We start from the raw sequence: 17,217 nt of genomic DNA on the forward strand, positions 1-17,217 counted from the left end.
TCCGGCACGAGCGAACCGCACGCGTCAGCTCGATTCGGCGATCAACTCGGACCCGAGCTCGAGCCGGCCGCCGAGCACTTCGATCTCGCTGATGGATCCGTTCGCCACGGGGCCGGGGCGCTGATCCCGAGTTCGAGCGGCGTGGGCGGTGATGGCGTTGATCAGGGCGCCGTGGCTCACGACGACCACGTTCCCGCCATCGTGGAGGCGCCCGATGCGCTCCAGCACAGCAGCGGCACGCTCGATCAGGCGTTTGTGCGGCTCGATGCCAGGAATCGCCCCGCCGGGAAAGGCCTCCTCGAGCTCCGCCCAGGGCGTGCCCTCCGCCGCGCCGAGCTCCTGTTCGACGAGGTCCGCCTCGAACTCGACGCTCGCGAGGCCGAGCTCGGCGGCAATGATGCGCGCCGTCTCGGCGGCTCGGGACAACGGGCTGCTCACAATGGCCGAGTACCGAAGGCCGTCGAGCCGCCCGGCCGCCTCCGACGCCTGCTCCCGCCCGACGTCGTTGAGCGGGATGTCCTGTCGGCCCTGGATGAGGCCCTGGGCATTCCAGTCCGTCTGGCCATGGCGAACGAGTCGCAAGCGGGTGATGAGCGCACCTCCGGGGCCGGTCGATCGATGTCGAGACCACACTCCCACCGCACGGGCCGGACGGTGAAATCGTTCACGACCGTGCTGCGAACTCCTCGAGCACCTCGGCGAGCTGATCGACGGCCCAGTCGAGGTCGGCCTGCTCGACCACGATCGGCGGCGCCAGGCGGATGGTCGAGCCGTGCGTGTCCTTCGCGAGCACCCCGCGGCGCATGAGCGCCTCGCAGGCCTCGCGACCGGTCGCGAGCGCGGGGTCGATGTCGATGCCGGCCCAGAGGCCGGCGCCCCGCACCTCCACGACGCCGCGTCCGACGAGCGAGCGCAGACGCGACTGCAGGTGGTCGCCGAGCTCGCGCGCACGCTCCTGCGGCTGACCGCTCGCGAGCATGCGCACGACTTCGAGCCCGACGGATGCCGCGAGCGGATTGCCCCCGAAGGTCGACCCGTGCTCGCCGGGGCGGAGCACCCCGAGCACGTCGCGGTCGCCGACGACCGCCGAGACCGGCACGATGCCGCCGCCGAGCGCCTTGCCGAGCAGGTACAGGTCGGGCACGACCCCGACGAGGTCGCACGCGAACGTCGCCCCCACCCGGCCGAGACCCGACTGGATCTCGTCGGCGATGAGCAGCACCCGCTGTTCGGTGCACAGCGCCCGCAGCGCCGGCAGGAAGTCGGCCGGTGGCACGACGATGCCGGCCTCGCCCTGGATCGGCTCGACGAGCACCGCGACGGTGTTCTCGTCGATCGCGGCGGCGACCGCATCGGCGTCGCCGTAGGGCACCGTGCGGAAGCCCGGCGTGTACGGCCCGAAGTCGTCGTGAGCATCGGGGTCGTCGCTGAACGAGATGATCGTCGTCGTGCGGCCGTGGAAGTTGCCGGCCATCACGACGATGTTCGCGGAATCGGCTGCGACGCCCTTCACCCGGTAGCCCCAGGCGCGCGCCACCTTGATGGCCGACTCGACGGCCTCGGCGCCCGTGTTCATGGGCAGCACCAGGTCCTTGCCGCAGAGGGCCGCGAGTTCGGTGACGAACGGGCCGAGCCGGTCGTTGTGGAACGCGCGGCTCGTGAGCGTGATGCGGCCGAGCTGCTCGCGGGCGGCCTCGACGAGGCGCGGGTTGCCGTGGCCGAAGTTCACGGCCGAGTACGCGGCGAGGCAGTCGAGGTAGCGACGCCCCTCGACATCCGTCACCCAGGCGCCCTCGCCCGAGGCGACGACGACCGGCAGCGGGTGATAGTTGTGCGCGGCGTGCTCGTCTTCGAGCAGGATCGCGTCGGCGGTGCGGTCGGTCGTCATGGCAGGTCGGTTCAGGGTCATCGGCGCAGCTCCAGGGTGCAGCACTTGACGCCGCCCCCGCCGAGCAGCAGCTCGGAGAGGTCGACGCCGATCGGGTGGTATCCGTGTTCACGGAGTTGTCGTTCGAAGTCGGTGGCCCGCGAGGCGATGACCACGTGGTACCCGTCGCTGAACGAGTTGAGGCCGAGCACCGCGGCATCCGTCTCGTTCACGATGATGGCGTCGGGGAAGCGCGCCTGCAGGAGGGCGACGGATGCCTCGTCGAACGCGCTCGGCAGGTAGGCGATGTGCTCCTGGCCGGGGGTCGGGTCGAGCACGGCGACCGCGGTGTCGAGGTGGTAGAAGCTCGGGTTCACGAGGCGCAGCGTCACGACCTCGCGGCCGAAGATCGCCGCCAGCTCCTCGTGCGAGCGCGAGTCGCTGCGGAACCCGGTGCCCGCGAGGATCGCGTCGCCGACGAGCAGGAAGTCGCCCTCGCCCTCGTTGATCTCCACCGGGTCCCGCACGTCGAAGCCCGCCTCGCGGAACCACTCCATGTATGCCGGACCCTCGGGCTGCCGCTCGGGATAGGTGAACTTCGCGCCGTAGGCGATGCCGTCGATCACGAAGCCGCCGTTCGCCGCGTAGACCATGTCGGGCAGGCCCGCGATCGGGTCGATGAGCTGCACGTCGTAGCCGAGCCCGACGAACGTGTCGTGCAGCACCTGCCACTGCGCGACCGCGAGGCCCGTGTCGGTCGGCTGGGCCGGATTCATCCACGGGTTGATGCGGTAGACGACCGTGAAGTGCTCGGGGCGGCACATGAGCACGGTGCGGGCGGTGGGTCGGCGCTCCGGGCGCACGACGGTCTGCTCGGCGGGGTGCTCGGCGGGCTGGCCGCCGGTTGCGATCATCGTCGACATCTCGCTCCTTCGAAGGGGGAGCGGATGCCGCTGGGGGCCCGCGGCATCCGCTCCGTGCATCGTCGGCGGACCGACTCGCGTTCGCGAGTCCGACGGCGGCGTTCGGGTTCGCCGCCATCGGGTCGCCTGTTTCAAGTGTGCGGGCAATCGCGGCGCGGTTGGCGGCGTGCTGCGCAATTTTCGTGCAGGTTCAGCGCTGTCGCGCGCCATCTGTGCGTGAGCGAGCGATCGGACGGCGCGTCTGACGCGTTCCTTCGACCTGTTGCCCTGTGCCCGCCCCTGAGGCAAGCTGAAAGCGACCCCGACTCGCGCGACCCGAAGCGCACCCGCCGGGGCGGAGCGACGGAGACCGGCATGGCTGACCCAGACGACCGACCCGGCGCGGACTCCCCCGGTCTCGATGCCGAAGCAGCGACGGATGCCACCGCTGACGCCGTCGCGCGCATCGCCCGGCTGCAGCGCATCGCGTTCGGAGCCGACGCTTCCGAGGCGGAGCGGCACGCTGCCGCCGCCCAGCTCGAGCAGTTGCGGCGTGCCGAAGCGGATGCCGCGGCTGCGCGTGCCGCCCTCGCCGCCGGCCGCACGACGTCGCCGACGCTCGACGGTCTCCCCGCAGGCGCCCGGGAGTCGTCGACGGCGTTCGCGCCGCTCGCCGCCTCGACGCCGAGGGATGTCCGCGGCATCCGCTGGGCGATCGCGGCCGGTGCCGTCGCGCTCGCGCTCGGCCTCGGCATCGGGTGGCAGCTCGGCGACCGTTCCGCGACCCCGCCCATCGAAGCCGCGGCGACGGCGGGCCCGGCTCCGAATGCCCCGGCCGCCGTGCCGACCGCGCCCGGCACCGTGCTGCTCGGGGAGACGCCGATGGTCGGCACGCACGCTCGGCCGCAGGTCGAATCCGACGCCCTCGACCCCGATTTCGTGCAGCGGTACCGGCTCGACGGCGGGAGCGCGCGGCGCCTGCTCAGCCGGCCCGACGGGCTCGTGGTCTATTCGGCGCTGCGGGAGCAGGACGTCTGCGTGATCGCGAGCTGGACGGCCGGCGCGGACGACGGCGCCCCAGCCTGCTCCACCTTCGACGTCGTGAACCGCGACGGGCTCCGCACGACCGTCATGAAGGACTCGACCGCGACGACCGTGCGATGGCGCACGGACGGCACGGTGGAGCTGACCCCGTCCGATGAACAGGCAGCCGAGGCAGCAGAGGCCGACGCCGGATCCGAGGACTCGGAATGACCGCCGATCGCATCACCCGTCTCGAGCGGACCGTGTACGGAGCCGGCTCGAGCGACGAGGAGCGCGCCGATGCTGCCCGAGAGCTGCACGAGCTGCGGTCTGCGGCACAGACGACGGCCGCTCCAGCAGTCGATGCGGGCGACGCGCCCGACGAGGCATCCGTCACCGAGTCGTCCTTCACGGCGGAAGCCGACGAACGGGTCGGCGCTGTCGCCGACCCGCGCCGCCGCACGCGACGCGTGATCGTCGCGGCGAGCGCGGCACTCGTCGTCGGCGTGCTCGCCGGCTGGCAGCTCGGGGCGCGCGAGGCGACGCAGCGGGCCGAGCTCGCGGCAGCGGCCGACTCGGCGTTCCCGGGGGCGCAGACGCAGGCCGAGTACCTCGCCTCGTTCCCGGTCGCGGCGGACACCCTCGCGGCGAGGGTGTTCGACCGGCCCGCCACGACGGCCGATACGCCCCCGAACCCGTGGACGGACGCCGTCGGCGAGGAACCGGCCGAGTACCGCCTGCTCGCGACGCGAGCCGATGGGTCGCCCGTCTACGCGGCCCGTGACGGCTCCGACTACTGCCTCCTGGTCGTGATCCCGGGCGGGGCGGGCGCAAGCTCGACGTGCACCGACGACGGCCGCTTCCCACCCGATGGGCTGCGCGTGGGCATGGGAGTGGAGGGCGAACCCGACGTGAGCGTCGAAGTGGGATGGCGACCCGACGGGTCGCTCACGATGCTGGTGCCGCCCTTCGAGAGAGCGATCCCGGCCGAGTAGCGCTCGGCCGCGCGCTCAGCCGTTCTTCGCGTCGCGCCAGGCGAGCCAGCGCCGCACCGGGTCGAGGTCGTAGGCCGGGCCGCCGATGCCGATCGTGAACAGCCGCACGCCGCCGGCGAAGAGCGCCTCGGCGTGCTCGACGTCGTGACCCGCCCGGTCGAGCTCGTTCGAGACCGTGATCTCCGAGACATCCCGACCGACCTCGTCGCCCCAGCGGGCGAGCACGTCGAGCTTGTGCCGCAGTTCGTCGGGCGCGACGAAGGAGTGCCAGATGTCGGCGTGCCGGGCGACGATGCGCAGCGTCTTCTGCTCGCCCTTGCCGCCGATCATGACGGGGATGCGCCGGGTCGGTGCCGGGTTCAGCTTCGCCCAGCGGGCCTCGATGCGCGGCAGGGCGCCGGCGAGCGCGTTCAGCCGCGAGCCGCGCGTGCCGAACTCGTAGCCGTACTCGTCGTAGTCGCGCTCGAACCAGCCCGCCCCGGTGCCGAAGATGAACCGGCCGGTGCCGCCCTTCGCGCTGATGTGGTCGAGGGTGCGGGCCATGTCGGCCTGCAGGTCGGCACCGCGGTACGAGTTGCAGTTCACGAGGGTGCCGAACTCGATGCGCTCGGTCTGCTCCGCCCACGCGCCGAGCATGGTCCACGCCTCGAAGTGCAGGCCGTCGGGGTCGCCCGTGAGCGGGAAGAAGTGGTCCCAGTTGAAGGCCATGTCGACGCCGAGCTCCTCGAGGCGCAGGACGGTGTCGCGGATGGCGGGATACTCGGCGTGCTGCGGCTGCACCTGCACGGCCAGGCGTACGGGGGAATCGAGAGACATCCAGCCAGCCTACGGGCGGGAATCCGCGCGAGGCGCATGAAATGTGCGCCGTGTTGTGCGAGAACGCAAAGGATCGACATACAATCCGAGAATGGACAACCTCGATCGCGCCATCCTCGATCTGCTCCGGCAGAACTCCCGGGCAGGGTACGGCGACATCGGATCGTCGGTCGGCCTCTCGGCCTCGGCCGTCAAGCGACGCGTCGACCGACTCGTCGCCGACGGGGTCATCCGCTCGTTCACCATCCAGGTCGACCCGACCGTCGACGGCATGTCGACCGAGGCCTACGTCGAGCTCTTCTGCCGAGGCACCGTCGCGCCCGACGAGCTCCAGCGCATCCTGCAGGGCGTGCCCGAGGTCGTCTACGCGGGCACCGTGACCGGCAGCGCCGACGCGATCGTGCACATGCGCGCCCGCGATATCGCCTCACTCGAAGAGGCGCTCGAGCGCGTGCGCATCGCGCCGAACGTCGACCACACCCGCAGCGCGATCGTGCTCTCGCGGCTCGTGAACCGCAACCGGGACTGACGATGACGGATGCCGCGGGCGCGGGGCTGCGCGCATGAAGCTGTCGATCGACCCCGCCGCCTCAGCTCCGCCGTTCGAGCAGCTGCGCCGTCAGGTGATCGACGCCGTGAGCGACGGGACGCTCGCACCCGGCACGCGGATGCCGACCGTGCGTGCGCTCGCGGCCGAGCTCGGACTCGCTGTGAACACCGTCGCCAAGGCGTACCGCGCGCTCGAGGACGACCACGTGATCGAGGGGCGCGGGCGTGCAGGCACCTTCGTCTCCGAGACGGGCGATGCGGTCACGCGCGAGGCGCAGGCGGCGGCCATCGCGTTCGCCGACCGGGTGCACCGCCTCGGCATCGACCGCGACACGGCGCTCGCGCTGGTCGGGTCGGCGCTCGACGCCGAGCGCTGATCGGGCGACGCCGGCCCGAGGCCCGGTTGACGGGGGAAAGTTTGTAGTAATACATTAACTCCCATGTCTCTCGAATGGCCCGAATGGTTCATGCTCGGCTGGCTGGCACTGATCGCGGTGATCGCGGTGCTGACGCCTGCATGGATGCCTCGACCGCGCACGATCGGCAGGTTCGCCCGAACCGTCGGCCTGCCGCTCGACGGCGACGAGGAACTCGAGCGGGCCGTCGGCGAGCGGCTCCGGTTGCGCGCGAGATGGGGCACGCTCGGCACGCTCGTCGGCATCGCCGCCTGTGTGCCGATCGTGCTGAGCGGCGCCCTCACGACGCACAGCGACTGGGGAGCCGGCATCGCGCCGTTCGCGTGGATCGTGCTCCTGGGCGTGCTCTTCACCGGGCGCGGCATCGGCGTCGCGATCTCGATCCTCCCCGCTCCGCCCGAAGTCCGACGTCACGGCCCGCGCATCGCTCGGCTCCCCCGCCCGACCGTCGCCGACTACGTCGCCCCGATCGAGCGGACTGGGGCGCGGGTCCTCGTCGCGACGGCCGCCCTGCTCGCGGTGGGCGTCGGCCTCATGCCGATCGAGATCGGACCGAAGCTGCTCGTCGCCGCAGCGACGCTCGGTGCGCTCGCGGCGCTCGTCGCGGTCGAGCTGGTCTCCGCCGCACTCGTGGCCCGACCCCAGCCCGCCGTCAACGAACAACTGCTCCGGTGGGACGACGCGCTCCGGGCCCAGACGCTCCGCGACCTCGTGTCGGTGCCGCTGATGTTCGGCGCGCTCGCGGTGTTCACCGCGGCCACGACGGGTCTCACCTGGGCCGGCTCGCTCGGCGATGCCGGCATGGTCACCGTGAACGTGGTGGGCAACCTGCTGATCCTCGCATCGCTCGTCGTACTCGCGTTCTCGATCGCGCTCAAGCCCGCCCGGTACTACCTCGAGCGGCTGTGGCCCGCGCAGTACGCCGACACGCAGCCGCCCGCGTACGGCTCGGCGACGCCGGCCCCGCCGGCTGCCGAGGGTGCGTGATGCTGCTCGAACTGGACCCGGAGTCCTCCGTTCCGCCCTACGAGCAACTGCGTCGGGCGGTCGTCGACGGCGTGCGCGGCGGCACCCTCGTCTCTGGCACGCGACTGCCGCCCGTGCGCACCCTCGCCAGCGAGCTCGGGCTCGCAGCCAATACCGTCGCCCGCGCCTACCGCGAGCTCGAGCGCGACGGGGTCATCGAGACGCGCGGTCGCAACGGTTCGTTCGTCGCTGCGACCGGAGACCCCGCCGAGCAGCAGGCGCAGCTCGCGGCATCCGCCTATGCCGATCGCATCGCCCAGCTCGGCCTCGACCCGGAGCAGGCGCTCACGCTGGTGCGCACCGCCCTGCAGCGCCGGGGCTGAACGCCCCCGTCACTCCTCGGGGATCGGCCGCTTCGGGAGCTTGCGCACCTTCGACCGGCGGCGACGCCGCTCGGGGATCATCGAGCGCATCTCCTCGAGCTTGCCGAAGCAGAGCAGGCGGTCTTCACCCTCGAGCACGACCCCCTTGCGCGGGTTCGGGATGACGGTCGTGCCGCGGTGCAGCGTGAGCACCGTGATGTCGCGCTCCCACAGGCCCGATTCGCCGAGCGTCGTGCCGACGAGGTCGGCGCCGCCGTGCACCATGAGCTCGGCCACGCCGTAGCCCGTCGAGACGGTGAGCCGCTGGCGCACGTCGATCTCGGGGAATGCGACCTGATTGGCGATGTGGTCGATGATCGCGCCAGCGACGTCGAGCTTCGTGGCCGTCTCGATGCCCTCGAGGCCCGGCGACGAGTTGACCTCCATGACGAGCGGGCCGTCGTCGCCCTCGAGCATGTCGACGCCCGCGACGCGCAGGCCCATGATCTGCGCCGAACGCACGGCCGCCTGCTCGTACTCGGGCGTCAGCTCGACCGCCTCGACAGTGCCGCCGCGGTGCACGTTCGAGCGGAACTCGTCGCCGCTCGCACTGCGCCGCATCGCCGCGACCACGCGGTCGCCGACGACGAGGGCACGGATGTCGCGGCCCCTGCTCTCCTTGATGAAACGCTGGATCAGCACGTTCTGCTTGGTCGAGTGCAACGTCTCGATGATCGCCTCGGCGACCTTGACCTCGGGCGCGAGGATCACCCCGATGCCCTGCGTGCCCTCGAGGAGCTTGATGACGACCGGTGCACCCCCGACGCGTTCGATCGCGGGCCGCACGTCGGCGCGGTTGCGCACGAACGCCGTCGCGGGCATGCCGATGTTGTGGCGCGAGAGGATCTGGTTCGCACGCAGCTTGTCGCGCGAGTTCGTGATGCCGTTGGCGGTGTTGGGCGTGTAGACGTCCATCTGCTCGAACTGGCGCACCACGGCCGTGCCGAAGTACGTCACCGAATTGCCGATGCGGGGCAGCACGGCGTCGTAGTCGGAGAGCCGACGACCCCGGTACTGCAGGTCGGGCTCGGGCCCCGAGAGGTCGATCGCGAAGCGCAGGGTGTCGAGCACCTTGACCTCGTGACCGCGCTGCTGGGCGGCTGCGCGGAGCCGTTGGGTGGAGTACGCCTGAGGGGCGCGCGAGAGGATCGCCAGTTTCATCGTGTGCCCCTGCGAAGATGGTGGAGTGACAGAGCCCGTCTATTCAAACACCATCGCGGGATGGCGCGAATGGGTGAGCCTGCCCGGAGCCGGAGTTCCCTGGATCAAGGCCAAGCTCGACACGGGTGCGCGCACCTCGTCGCTGCACGCCTTCGACCTCGAAGAGGTGCAGCGCGGCGACGCGTCGATCGTGCGGTTCGGGGTGCACCCGTGGCAGAACTCCGATGAAGACGCCGTCATCGTCGAATGCCCCGTGCACGATCGCCGCTCCGTGCGGAGCTCCTCGGGTCACACCGAGGAGCGCATCGTCGTGCTCATGGACGTCGTGCTCATGGGCCGCACGATGACGGCCGAGGTGACGCTCACGAACCGCGACGAGATGGGCTTCCGCATGCTCATCGGCCGCGAGGCGCTGCGGCAGGGCTTCATCGTCGACTCGGCCCGCTCCTTCGTCGGCGGGCGCGCGCCACGAGGCATCCGTCGCCGCAATCGCGGCCGTACCGCAGCGCGGGCTTGAGCCGAACCCGCCGGGGAGCCGGCACCCGGGGCGTCGGCACGATGACCGGTTCCGTCGTGGCGGTGCCGGCCAACGCCCGCGCCCCGCTTCGGCGGCGGCTCGCGGGCAGTCCCCTCGCGTGGGCGGCCGTCTGCCTCGCGCTGGCCGTGCCGTGGGCCGTCGCCGGTCAGGCGACGGAGCTGATCCCGTACCTGCTCATGCTCGTCGGTGGCTGGCTGTGCGGCTTCTCGTTCGTCAACGCGACGTTCCGCATGACGCCGGTGCGGCGCGGGGTGATCGTGCACGTGATCGGCGCGCTCGCATCGGCGGCCCTCGTCGTGGGCGCCGTCGAGTTCGGCGGCCCGCTCCTCGCCGCCGCGCCGGAGTGGGCGCGCATCTCGCTCGTGATCGTGCAGTTCGCGGCGATCCCCGCCGCGGGCTGGATCTGGCTCGGCCTGATCGGGCGGATCTCGGCCGCCGTGGGCACATCGAAGGCGAAGCCCGCGCCGACCGCTCCCGAGTGGGTGCGCGCCGAGCACGGGCACGGCTCCGAGGTGGGATTCGCCGCGGTGCCGATCGCCATGCGCACCCTCACCACCGCCATCGTCGTGATCGTCGTCGTGATGGGCAGCCTCGCCGGGCTGGCGCTCGTGGCCACCGGCGATCTCGTGTACGCCCTCGGCCCCCGGCTCACGATCATCGTCATCGGACTCGTCTTCGCCCTGCCCGCGTACTTCGCGTTCCTCGCGGTCGTGCGGCGACGCGCCGTCGCCTGCGCGGTCGGCTTCGGGAACGACCGGCTGTGGCTCCGCACCGGGCCGACGACGACGATCGTCGCGTTCCGCGACCTCGAGCAGCTCGTCTGGCGCAGCAGCAGCGACGCCGCGCGCGTCGAGGTGCGCGGCAGCGGCGTCGACGTCTCACTCGTCACGGGCATCGCCGAGCCGGCGCCGGGCGCGACCGCCGAACTCCCCGCCCTGCCCAGGCGCGTGCTCGGCCGGTTGCAGGACGAGGGGTTCGCGCTCGAGCGTTCGCGGCGGGGCGAGGTCCTGACGTTCCGGCGGTCACACGGTCGGCCGCAGCCGGTCGAGTAGCGAGCGAAGTCGGCCGCGGCCGGTCGAGTAGCGAGCGAAGCGAGCGTATCGAGACCTGGTACGTGGTCTCGATACGGCCGCGAGCGGCCTACTCGACCGGCGGCAGCATCAGATCACGCCGTCGGAGAGCGTCGTCGGGTTGCCGAAGCGGTGGTTCGTGATCGAGATCGCCTGCTCGTGCAGGAACGGCAGCAGCTCGACCCGACCCGAGGGCGTGACGGGGTGCGACCACACCGCGACATCCGGAGTGCCGCCGAGCGCCTCTGCCAGAGCAGATGCCCCGCCGCCGACGAGTCGCACGCGCGGCGTCGTGATGCCCTGCTTCGCTGCGCGACCGAGCCAGGCCGCGTCACCCTCGCGCACGACCCGGAGGTCACGCGCCGAGAGCAGCGTGCGCACGCCCTTCGGCAGCTCGACCGCGGTCGACACCATGAGGGGCGACTTCGCGAGGAGGCCCGCCGCGATGACGCGGAGCCCCTCTGCGAGGCTCGCCTGCTCGCCGATGCGCACGGTCACCGGCAGCGGCCGGTAGCGGAAGAGGTTGCGCTCGGCACCGACGCCCGAGACATCCTTCACGACGCTGTACTCCTCGGCCCAGGCGAGCTCGTCTGAGAGCGCCGAGCGGCGCAGCACGTCGAACGAGTCGTAGTCGAGCGCCGGCTGCGACGCCTCGATCAGCTCGGCGACGCGCTTCTCGAGCCCGCGCAGGTGCAGGGTGCTCGAGGAGGTGCCGTGCTGCGGCAGCCACTCGCCGAGGCCGAACAGGTAGTTCGGGCCGCCGGCCTTGGCGCCCGCGCCGACGGCCGAGCGCTTCCAGCCGCCGAACGGCTGACGCTCGACGATCGCGCCGGTGATGCCGCGGTTGACGTAGAGGTTGCCCGCCTCGACGCGGTCGAGCCAGGTGGCGAGCTCGTTCGCGTCGAGCGAGTGGAGTCCCGCGGTCAGGCCGTAGTCGACGGCGTTCTGCAGTCGGATCGCCTCGTCGAGGTCCTTCGCGTGCATGATGCCGAGCACCGGGCCGAAGAACTCGGTGAGGTGGAAGTACGAGCCTCCGGCGACACCCGAGCGGATGCCGGGCGACCAGAGACGGCCGGTGTCGTCGAGCTGCTGGGGCTCCACGAGCCACTCCTCGCCGATGCCGAGCTGGGTGAGGGCATGCAGCAGCTTGCCGTTCGCGGGCTCGACGATCGGGCCCATCTGGCTCGTGGCCTGCTCCGGCCAGCCGACCCGCAGCGACCGGGTGGCGTCGACGAGCTGGCGGCGGAACCGCTCGGACTTCGCGACCGAGCCGACGAGGATCACGAGCGAGGCCGCCGAGCACTTCTGGCCGGCGTGGCCGAAGGCGCTCTTGACGACATCGGATGCCGCGAGGTCGAGGTCGGCCGACGGCGTCACGATGATCGCGTTCTTGCCGCTCGTCTCGGCGAGCAGCGGCAGGTCCTTGCGGAACGAGCGGAAGAGCTGCGCGGTCTCGTACGCACCCGTGAGGATGACCCGGTCGACCGCGGGGTGGGAGACGAGCTCCTTGCCGAGCTCACGCTCGCCGATGTCGACGAGGGTGAGGAGCTCGCGAGGGATGCCGGCCTCCCAGAGCGCCTCGACCATGACCGCGCCCGAGCGCTGCGCGAGCTTCGCGGGCTTGATGATGACGCCCGAGCCCGCGGCGAGCGCGGAGAGCACGCCGCCGGCGGGGATCGCGACGGGGAAGTTCCACGGCGGGGTGATGACGGTGAGCTTCGACGGCACGAAGACGGCGCCCTGCACGTGGTCGAGCTCGCGGGCGCGCTCGGCGTAGTAGTGCGCGAAGTCGATCGCCTCGCTGATCTCGGGGTCGGCCTCGGCGATGGTCTTGCCGGTCTCGGCGGCCATGACCTCGATCAGGCGGTCGCGGTTCGCGGCGAGCGCGTAACCGGCGCGGTGCAGCACGGCGGCGCGCTCGGCGCCGGGCAGCTGGCCCCAGGCACGGCCGCGGCCGGCGACCGTCTGGATGATCCGCTCGAGGGTCGCGGCGTCGTCGACGCGGGCCGCGGCGATCGTGTTCATGCCGAGCGTCGAGCCGGGCACCCGCTCGAGGATGCGGCGCCCCCACTCGCGGTTCGGCGCGAGGGCCGGGTCGGTGTCGGGCTCGTTGCGGAAGCCCGGCGTCGCTCCCGAACCGACGCCGGAGCCAGAAGCGGATACCGCGGCATCCGCCAGCTCGGAGCCATCGATGCCGGCGGACCCGCGGGTGATGCCGAGCACCACGCTCGTCAGCGACGGATCGAGCTCGTGCTCGGTACCGGGCGCCGGTGCATCCGGAACGGTCATCGCGGCGGCGAGGGTCTCGTCGGTCCACTCGGTGTGACGGTTCTGGGTGCGGTTCGGCGCGGGCGCCGCCACGACCGTCGGCTCGAGTGCGGCGAGCGAGGCGAGGTACCGCGCCTGCTCGCGCTGGAACAGCGGCTCGCTCGTGGTGAGCTCGAACACGGCCGACATGAAGTTGTCCTGGCTCGCGTTCTCTTCGAGGCGGCGGATCAGGTAGGCGATGGCGACGTCGAACTCGCTCGGGTTCACGACGGGCGTGTAGAGCAGCAGGTTGCCGACATCGCGGCGAACCGCCTCGGCCTGGCCGGTCGCCATGCCGAGCAGCATCTCGAACTCGACGCGCGAGTCGACGCCCCGCTCGCGGGCGGTGAGCCAGGCGTGGGCGACGTCGAAGAGGTTGTGGCCGGCGACGCCGAGCTTGACGGCGTCGGTGCGCTCGGGGGTCATCGACCAGTCGAGCACGCGCTTGTAGTTCGTGTCGGAGTCCTGCTTGGAGTCGTAGGTCGCGAGCGGCCAGCCGTGCACGGCCGCGTCGACGTGCTCCATCGCGAGGTTCGCGCCCTTGACGACGCGCACCTTGATGGGGGCGCCGCCCTGCGCGCGACGGTTCTTCGCCCACGCGGTGAGTTCCTGCATCGCGCCGAGCGCGTCGGGCAGGTAGGTCTGCAGCACGATGCCGGCCTCGAGACCGCGCAGCTGCGGCTGGTCGAGCAGCGTGGTGAAGACCGCGATCGTCAGGTCGAGGTCGCGGTACTCCTCCATGTCGAGGTTGATGAACTTCGGCGTGCGGCTCTTGGCGGCGAGCTCGTACAGCGGCGTGAGCTTCGCGACGACCTTGGCGACGGCCTCGTCGAACGACCACATCGAGAGCTGGCTGACGACGCTCGAGACCTTGATCGACACGTAGTCGACGTCGTCGCGGGCGAGGAACTCGTAGGTGCCCGAGAGGCGGCGGTCGGCCTCCTCCTCACCGAGCACCGCCTCGCCGAGGAGGTTCAGGTTCAGGCGGTTGCCCGACTCGCGCAGGGTCGCGATGGCCGGGCCGAGCTTCTCGGGGGTCGCGTCGAGCACGAGATGGCCGACCATCGCGCGCAGCACCCGGCGGGCGATCGGGATGACGATCCAGGGCAGCACCGGGGCGACGACGCCGCCGACGCGGATCGCAGCCTTCAGGTACCAGGGCAGGAACTTCGGCGTGAGCTTCGCGACCTGCTCGAGGTTGCGGCCCGCGACGCCGAGGTCTTCGGGGCGCATGACGCCGTCGACGAAGCCGACGGTGAAGTCGAGGCCGCGCGGGTCCTTCAGCACGCCGGCGAGGCGCTCGGCGGCGGGGTCGGCGGGGTGCTCCGAGCTCTCGGCGAGCCACCGGCGCACGAGGGCGACGACGTGATCGGTGTTCGGCCGGGCGTCTGTGGCGGCGTTCGACATGGTCACGAGGGTACTGTCCTTTGCTTCGAGCGCGCCGGGGGTCGCGCGCCTGTCGGGTTCAGTATGCGCTGCGACATCCGTTCGGTAAAGCGAATGAATCTGAACGATACTGTTCGGAAGAACCGAATGATCAGCGGATGCCTCCGGAGGTCCCAATGCTCGACGTGCGACGCCTGCGACTGCTCGTCGAGCTCAGCGACCGCGGCACGCTCTCGGCGGTCGCCGAGGCCCTCTCGTACAGCCCCTCGTCGGTGTCGCAGCAGCTCAGCCAGCTCGAGCGCGAGGCCGGGGTGCCGTTGCTCGTGCAGGTCGGTCGGCGCGTGCAGCTGACCCCGCAGGCCGAGGTGCTCGTGGGGCACGCCCGCGCCGTGCTCGACCGGCTCGAAGAGGCCGAGGCCGAGGTCGCCCGTTCGCTCACCGCGGTCGGCGGCACCGTGCGCATCGCCGTGTTCCAGTCGGCGGCGCACGCCGTGGTGCCGCAGGCGCTCACCCTGCTGCGCGCCGAGCACCCCGCCCTGCGGGTCGAGGTCACCGAGCGCGAGCCGGATGTCGGCCTCTTCGAGGTGTCGGCGCGCGACTTCGACCTCGTGATCGCCGAGCAGTACCCGGGGCACACGCGCGCGCACCGCGAGGAGCTCGACCGCGTGCACCTCGTCGCCGACGCCATCCGGCTCGCGCTGCCGCCGCATCCCTCTCATTCCGGCGGATATACGATCCGGCGCGCCGACGAATCGAGTGTCGCGCCCGGGGTGGCGGATCGTATATCCGCAGGAACGCACAGCGGGCGGGGTGGGGCGGATGCCTCGCGCGACCAGTCCCTCGCCGCGGCATCGACGATGCCGTGGGTGCTCGAGCCCGAGGGCACCGCCTCGCGCGACTGGGCCGAGCAGCTCTGCCGCGAGGCGGGCTTCGAGCCCGACGTGCGGTTCGAGACCGCCGACCTGATGGCCCACATCCGCCTCATCCGCTCGGGCAACGCCGTCGGACTCCTCCCCGACCTCGTGTGGGCGGGCGAGGCGCCGAGCGTCACGCTCGTCGACCTGCCGGGGCATCCCGAGCGCGAGGTGTTCACCTCGACGAGGCACGCCGCCGCGGCACGACCGGCGGTCGTCGCCTGCCGTGACGCCCTCGCCCGGGCGGCACGCGCGACGGCGACGCCTTCGGCTCGCTGACGCGTCCGATCGATACGCTGTGCCCATGTCACGAACGCTGCAGCGCCTCGCATTGTCCGGCACGATCCTGCTCGCGGCGACCGTGCTGACCGCCTGCGCCGGCAATGCCGGCACCGCCGGAACCGAAACCGCCGAGGCCGTCGACCCCGTCGGCACCTGGGGTGATGTCGCCACGACCGACGAACCCTCGCTCGCGTTCGGCAACGGCGGCTCGCTGAGCGGCACCGACGGCTGCAACCGCCTGGTCGGCAGCTGGACCGCCGAGGGCGACACGGTCACGTTCGTCGAGGTCGCCTCGACGCGCATGCTGTGCGAGGGCGTCGACACGTGGCTCGCCGCGCTCGCGACCGCCACGATCTCCGGCGACACGCTCACCGTCTTCGACGAGTCGGGCGAGGAGATCGGCACGCTCGACCGCTCGAGCGACGACGCCGGGGCGATCTCCGGCGACGCCGAGTCGGCCGCCTTCATCGGCACGTGGGGCACCGAGTCGACCGGCACCGCCTCGGGCGAGCCGTTCATCGTGATCGCCGCCGATGGCTCGGCGAGCGGCAGCGACGGCTGCAACACCTTCGGCGGCTCGACCTGGACCGTCGACGGCGACACGATCGAGTTCACCCCCGGCGTCGCGACCCTCATGGCCTGCGAGGGCGTCGATCAGTGGCTGAACGCGAAGTCCACCGCGACCGTCGACGGTGACACCATGACCTTCTACGACGAGTCGGGCGCCGAGATCGGCACGCTGCCGCGCACGGCGTAGTCCGCCGCGCACGGCGTAGTTCAGGCGGCGGGTTCGTCGACCGAGAGCTCCAGCCACCACCGCAGCGGATGTCCCGGCAGCACCACGGGGAGCTCGTCGACGACGGCGGAGGCCGCATCGCGGCGTGCCGTCGTCGGTTCGATCGCGACGACCGGTTGATCGGCGAACACGCCGGTGTCCCAGAAGAGCCCGAGGTGCGGCAGGGCGTCGGCGTCCCAGCGCAGCGTGAGCCCCTGCCCGTCGGCGTGCTCGATGCGGGCGCGGTCCTGCCCGGCGGTGAACGCCTTCAGCGCGCCGTCGACCCCGTCGATCCCGCCGCCGTCGGGCCAGGCGACGGGTGGGCCCGCCTCCGGGAACTCCCCCATGAGCTGCGGTTCGGGTTCGCCCGTGACGATGCGCGTGCCCGGTGGCGCCGCGAACAGCGGATGCGCCGACCAGAGGAGCGGCACGCCGTCGGCGCCGGTCGCGGTGGCGACGTACTCCGCCCGCAGACGACCCGCCTCGACCGTGAGCGTGCGTGCGAACTGCAGGGGAACGCTCCGGAGCACGACCTCCGCGGTCGACGTCGACGGTCCCGACGAGACCACCGTCCATTCGAGTCGCCAGGCATCGCCGTGGTCGGGCAGTCGCGTGCCGTCGGCCATGGTGCACGCGGCCACGGTCGGGACGACCTCGTCCCACCCGCCGGTGCCGGATCCGGTGAAGTCGCCCGCCGGGTCGCGCGGCGGCGACGGGGCGAGCCATTCGCGGCCGGCGGCCATGAGACTCGTGATGCGGGCGCCGTCGAGCGGATCGAACTCGACGGCGACCCGGTCACGGCCTCGCCCCGCAGCGATGCCGATCATC

General features: G+C 71.9%; 17 protein-coding genes. 10 read left to right on the forward strand and 7 right to left on the reverse strand.

Going from position 1 to position 17,217, the window contains the following annotated elements; genetic code table 11:
- Positions 1-24 precede the first annotated feature (24 nt).
- From JOE59_RS14615 to ddaH, 3 genes are all read right to left on the reverse strand, one after another.
- Positions 25-582, reverse strand: a complete 558-nt coding sequence (locus JOE59_RS14615; protein WP_204461577.1) for a histidine phosphatase family protein — start codon at positions 580-582, stop codon at positions 25-27.
- A gap of 82 nt (positions 583-664) precedes the next feature.
- Positions 665-1,888 carry an ornithine--oxo-acid transaminase gene (gene rocD, locus JOE59_RS14620; RefSeq protein WP_204461578.1) on the reverse strand — a complete coding sequence of 408 codons (1,224 nt, stop codon included), beginning with the start codon at positions 1,886-1,888 and terminating at the stop codon, positions 665-667.
- Positions 1,889-1,905: 17 nt separating this feature from the next.
- Positions 1,906-2,691 (reverse strand): dimethylargininase, encoded by a 786-nt coding sequence (gene ddaH, locus JOE59_RS14625; RefSeq protein WP_239561111.1) that lies wholly within the window; start codon positions 2,689-2,691, stop codon positions 1,906-1,908.
- Between the two features lie 453 nt (positions 2,692-3,144).
- On the opposite strand from ddaH, the gene JOE59_RS14630 reads away from it, so the two are divergent.
- Positions 3,145-4,023, forward strand: a complete 879-nt coding sequence (locus JOE59_RS14630) for a hypothetical protein (RefSeq protein ID WP_204461579.1) — start codon at positions 3,145-3,147, stop codon at positions 4,021-4,023.
- The gene (locus JOE59_RS14635; protein WP_204461586.1) at positions 4,020-4,787 is read left to right on the forward strand and encodes a hypothetical protein; all 768 of its coding nucleotides are present in this window, start codon (positions 4,020-4,022) and stop codon (positions 4,785-4,787) included. The genes JOE59_RS14630 and JOE59_RS14635 overlap by 4 nt, the downstream gene beginning before the upstream one ends.
- 15 nt (positions 4,788-4,802) lie before the next feature.
- On the opposite strand, the gene JOE59_RS14640 is transcribed toward JOE59_RS14635, so the two are convergent.
- Positions 4,803-5,603 (reverse strand): LLM class F420-dependent oxidoreductase, encoded by an 801-nt coding sequence (locus tag JOE59_RS14640; RefSeq protein WP_204461589.1) that lies wholly within the window; start codon positions 5,601-5,603, stop codon positions 4,803-4,805.
- A gap of 91 nt (positions 5,604-5,694) precedes the next feature.
- On the opposite strand from JOE59_RS14640, the gene JOE59_RS14645 reads away from it, so the two are divergent.
- The 4 genes from JOE59_RS14645 (at position 5,695) to JOE59_RS14660 (ending at position 7,917) form a co-directional block, all read left to right on the forward strand.
- Positions 5,695-6,132 carry an Lrp/AsnC family transcriptional regulator gene (locus tag JOE59_RS14645; RefSeq protein ID WP_056006447.1) on the forward strand — a complete coding sequence of 146 codons (438 nt, stop codon included), beginning with the start codon at positions 5,695-5,697 and terminating at the stop codon, positions 6,130-6,132.
- A 34-nt stretch (positions 6,133-6,166) separates the two neighbouring features.
- Positions 6,167-6,529 (forward strand): GntR family transcriptional regulator, encoded by a 363-nt coding sequence (locus tag JOE59_RS14650; protein ID WP_204461593.1) that lies wholly within the window; start codon positions 6,167-6,169, stop codon positions 6,527-6,529.
- A 63-nt stretch (positions 6,530-6,592) separates the two neighbouring features.
- The gene (locus JOE59_RS14655; RefSeq protein WP_204461594.1) at positions 6,593-7,555 is read left to right on the forward strand and encodes a hypothetical protein; all 963 of its coding nucleotides are present in this window, start codon (positions 6,593-6,595) and stop codon (positions 7,553-7,555) included.
- Positions 7,555-7,917 (forward strand): GntR family transcriptional regulator, encoded by a 363-nt coding sequence (locus JOE59_RS14660; protein ID WP_307837086.1) that lies wholly within the window; start codon positions 7,555-7,557, stop codon positions 7,915-7,917. The genes JOE59_RS14655 and JOE59_RS14660 overlap by 1 nt, the downstream gene beginning before the upstream one ends.
- Before the next feature lie 9 nt (positions 7,918-7,926).
- On the opposite strand, the gene rimK is transcribed toward JOE59_RS14660, so the two are convergent.
- Positions 7,927-9,117 carry a 30S ribosomal protein S6--L-glutamate ligase gene (gene rimK / locus JOE59_RS14665; protein ID WP_204461595.1) on the reverse strand — a complete coding sequence of 397 codons (1,191 nt, stop codon included), beginning with the start codon at positions 9,115-9,117 and terminating at the stop codon, positions 7,927-7,929.
- A gap of 25 nt (positions 9,118-9,142) precedes the next feature.
- On the opposite strand from rimK, the gene JOE59_RS14670 reads away from it, so the two are divergent.
- Both JOE59_RS14670 and JOE59_RS14675 read left to right on the forward strand, forming a co-directional pair.
- The gene (locus JOE59_RS14670) at positions 9,143-9,634 is read left to right on the forward strand and encodes an ATP-dependent zinc protease family protein (RefSeq protein WP_204461597.1); all 492 of its coding nucleotides are present in this window, start codon (positions 9,143-9,145) and stop codon (positions 9,632-9,634) included.
- A 41-nt stretch (positions 9,635-9,675) separates the two neighbouring features.
- Positions 9,676-10,707 (forward strand): hypothetical protein, encoded by a 1,032-nt coding sequence (locus JOE59_RS14675; RefSeq protein WP_204461600.1) that lies wholly within the window; start codon positions 9,676-9,678, stop codon positions 10,705-10,707.
- 108 nt (positions 10,708-10,815) lie between these two features.
- Here the strand turns inward: JOE59_RS14675 and JOE59_RS14680 are convergent, their stop codons facing one another.
- Positions 10,816-14,439 carry a proline dehydrogenase family protein gene (locus JOE59_RS14680; RefSeq protein ID WP_204461602.1) on the reverse strand — a complete coding sequence of 1,208 codons (3,624 nt, stop codon included), beginning with the start codon at positions 14,437-14,439 and terminating at the stop codon, positions 10,816-10,818.
- Positions 14,440-14,594: 155 nt separating this feature from the next.
- Here JOE59_RS14680 and JOE59_RS14685 point away from each other — a divergent pair, with 155 nt between their 5' ends.
- Positions 14,595-15,611 carry a LysR family transcriptional regulator gene (locus JOE59_RS14685; RefSeq protein ID WP_204463419.1) on the forward strand — a complete coding sequence of 339 codons (1,017 nt, stop codon included), beginning with the start codon at positions 14,595-14,597 and terminating at the stop codon, positions 15,609-15,611.
- Between the two features lie 25 nt (positions 15,612-15,636).
- Positions 15,637-16,371: an META domain-containing protein gene (locus JOE59_RS14690; RefSeq protein WP_204461604.1), complete on the forward strand. Its 735-nt coding sequence runs from the start codon at positions 15,637-15,639 to the stop codon at positions 16,369-16,371.
- A gap of 20 nt (positions 16,372-16,391) precedes the next feature.
- Here the strand turns inward: JOE59_RS14690 and JOE59_RS14695 are convergent, their stop codons facing one another.
- Complete coding sequence (locus JOE59_RS14695) at positions 16,392-17,216, reverse strand: aldose epimerase family protein (protein WP_204461606.1); 825 nt, start codon at positions 17,214-17,216, stop codon at positions 16,392-16,394.
- Between the last annotated feature and the right edge of the window lies 1 nt (position 17,217).

Origin of the sequence: Agromyces cerinus (genome assembly GCF_016907835.1) — a bacterium.
In the GTDB taxonomy this organism is placed as follows: Bacteria; Actinomycetota; Actinomycetes; order Actinomycetales; family Microbacteriaceae; genus Agromyces; species Agromyces nitratus.

Excerpts from the sequence above, each read along its gene's own strand:
- rocD (WP_204461578.1), bottom strand. The coding sequence starts at position 1,888 with ATGACGACCGACCGCACCGCCGACGCGATCCTGCTCGAAGACGAGCAC.
- ddaH (WP_239561111.1), bottom strand. The coding sequence starts at position 2,691 with ATGTGCCGCCCCGAGCACTTCACGGTCGTCTACCGCATCAACCCGTGG.
- JOE59_RS14630 (WP_204461579.1), top strand. The coding sequence starts at position 3,145 with ATGGCTGACCCAGACGACCGACCCGGCGCGGACTCCCCCGGTCTCGAT.
- JOE59_RS14635 (WP_204461586.1), top strand. The coding sequence starts at position 4,020 with ATGACCGCCGATCGCATCACCCGTCTCGAGCGGACCGTGTACGGAGCC.
- JOE59_RS14640 (WP_204461589.1), bottom strand. The coding sequence starts at position 5,603 with ATGTCTCTCGATTCCCCCGTACGCCTGGCCGTGCAGGTGCAGCCGCAG.
- JOE59_RS14645 (WP_056006447.1), top strand. The coding sequence starts at position 5,695 with ATGGACAACCTCGATCGCGCCATCCTCGATCTGCTCCGGCAGAACTCC.
- JOE59_RS14650 (WP_204461593.1), top strand. The coding sequence starts at position 6,167 with ATGAAGCTGTCGATCGACCCCGCCGCCTCAGCTCCGCCGTTCGAGCAG.
- JOE59_RS14655 (WP_204461594.1), top strand. The coding sequence starts at position 6,593 with ATGTCTCTCGAATGGCCCGAATGGTTCATGCTCGGCTGGCTGGCACTG.
- JOE59_RS14660 (WP_307837086.1), top strand. The coding sequence starts at position 7,555 with ATGCTGCTCGAACTGGACCCGGAGTCCTCCGTTCCGCCCTACGAGCAA.
- rimK (WP_204461595.1), bottom strand. The coding sequence starts at position 9,117 with ATGAAACTGGCGATCCTCTCGCGCGCCCCTCAGGCGTACTCCACCCAA.
- JOE59_RS14675 (WP_204461600.1), top strand. The coding sequence starts at position 9,676 with ATGACCGGTTCCGTCGTGGCGGTGCCGGCCAACGCCCGCGCCCCGCTT.
- JOE59_RS14680 (WP_204461602.1), bottom strand. The coding sequence starts at position 14,439 with ATGTCGAACGCCGCCACAGACGCCCGGCCGAACACCGATCACGTCGTC.
- JOE59_RS14685 (WP_204463419.1), top strand. The coding sequence starts at position 14,595 with ATGCTCGACGTGCGACGCCTGCGACTGCTCGTCGAGCTCAGCGACCGC.
- JOE59_RS14690 (WP_204461604.1), top strand. The coding sequence starts at position 15,637 with ATGTCACGAACGCTGCAGCGCCTCGCATTGTCCGGCACGATCCTGCTC.
- JOE59_RS14695 (WP_204461606.1), bottom strand. The coding sequence starts at position 17,216 with ATGATCGGCATCGCTGCGGGGCGAGGCCGTGACCGGGTCGCCGTCGAG.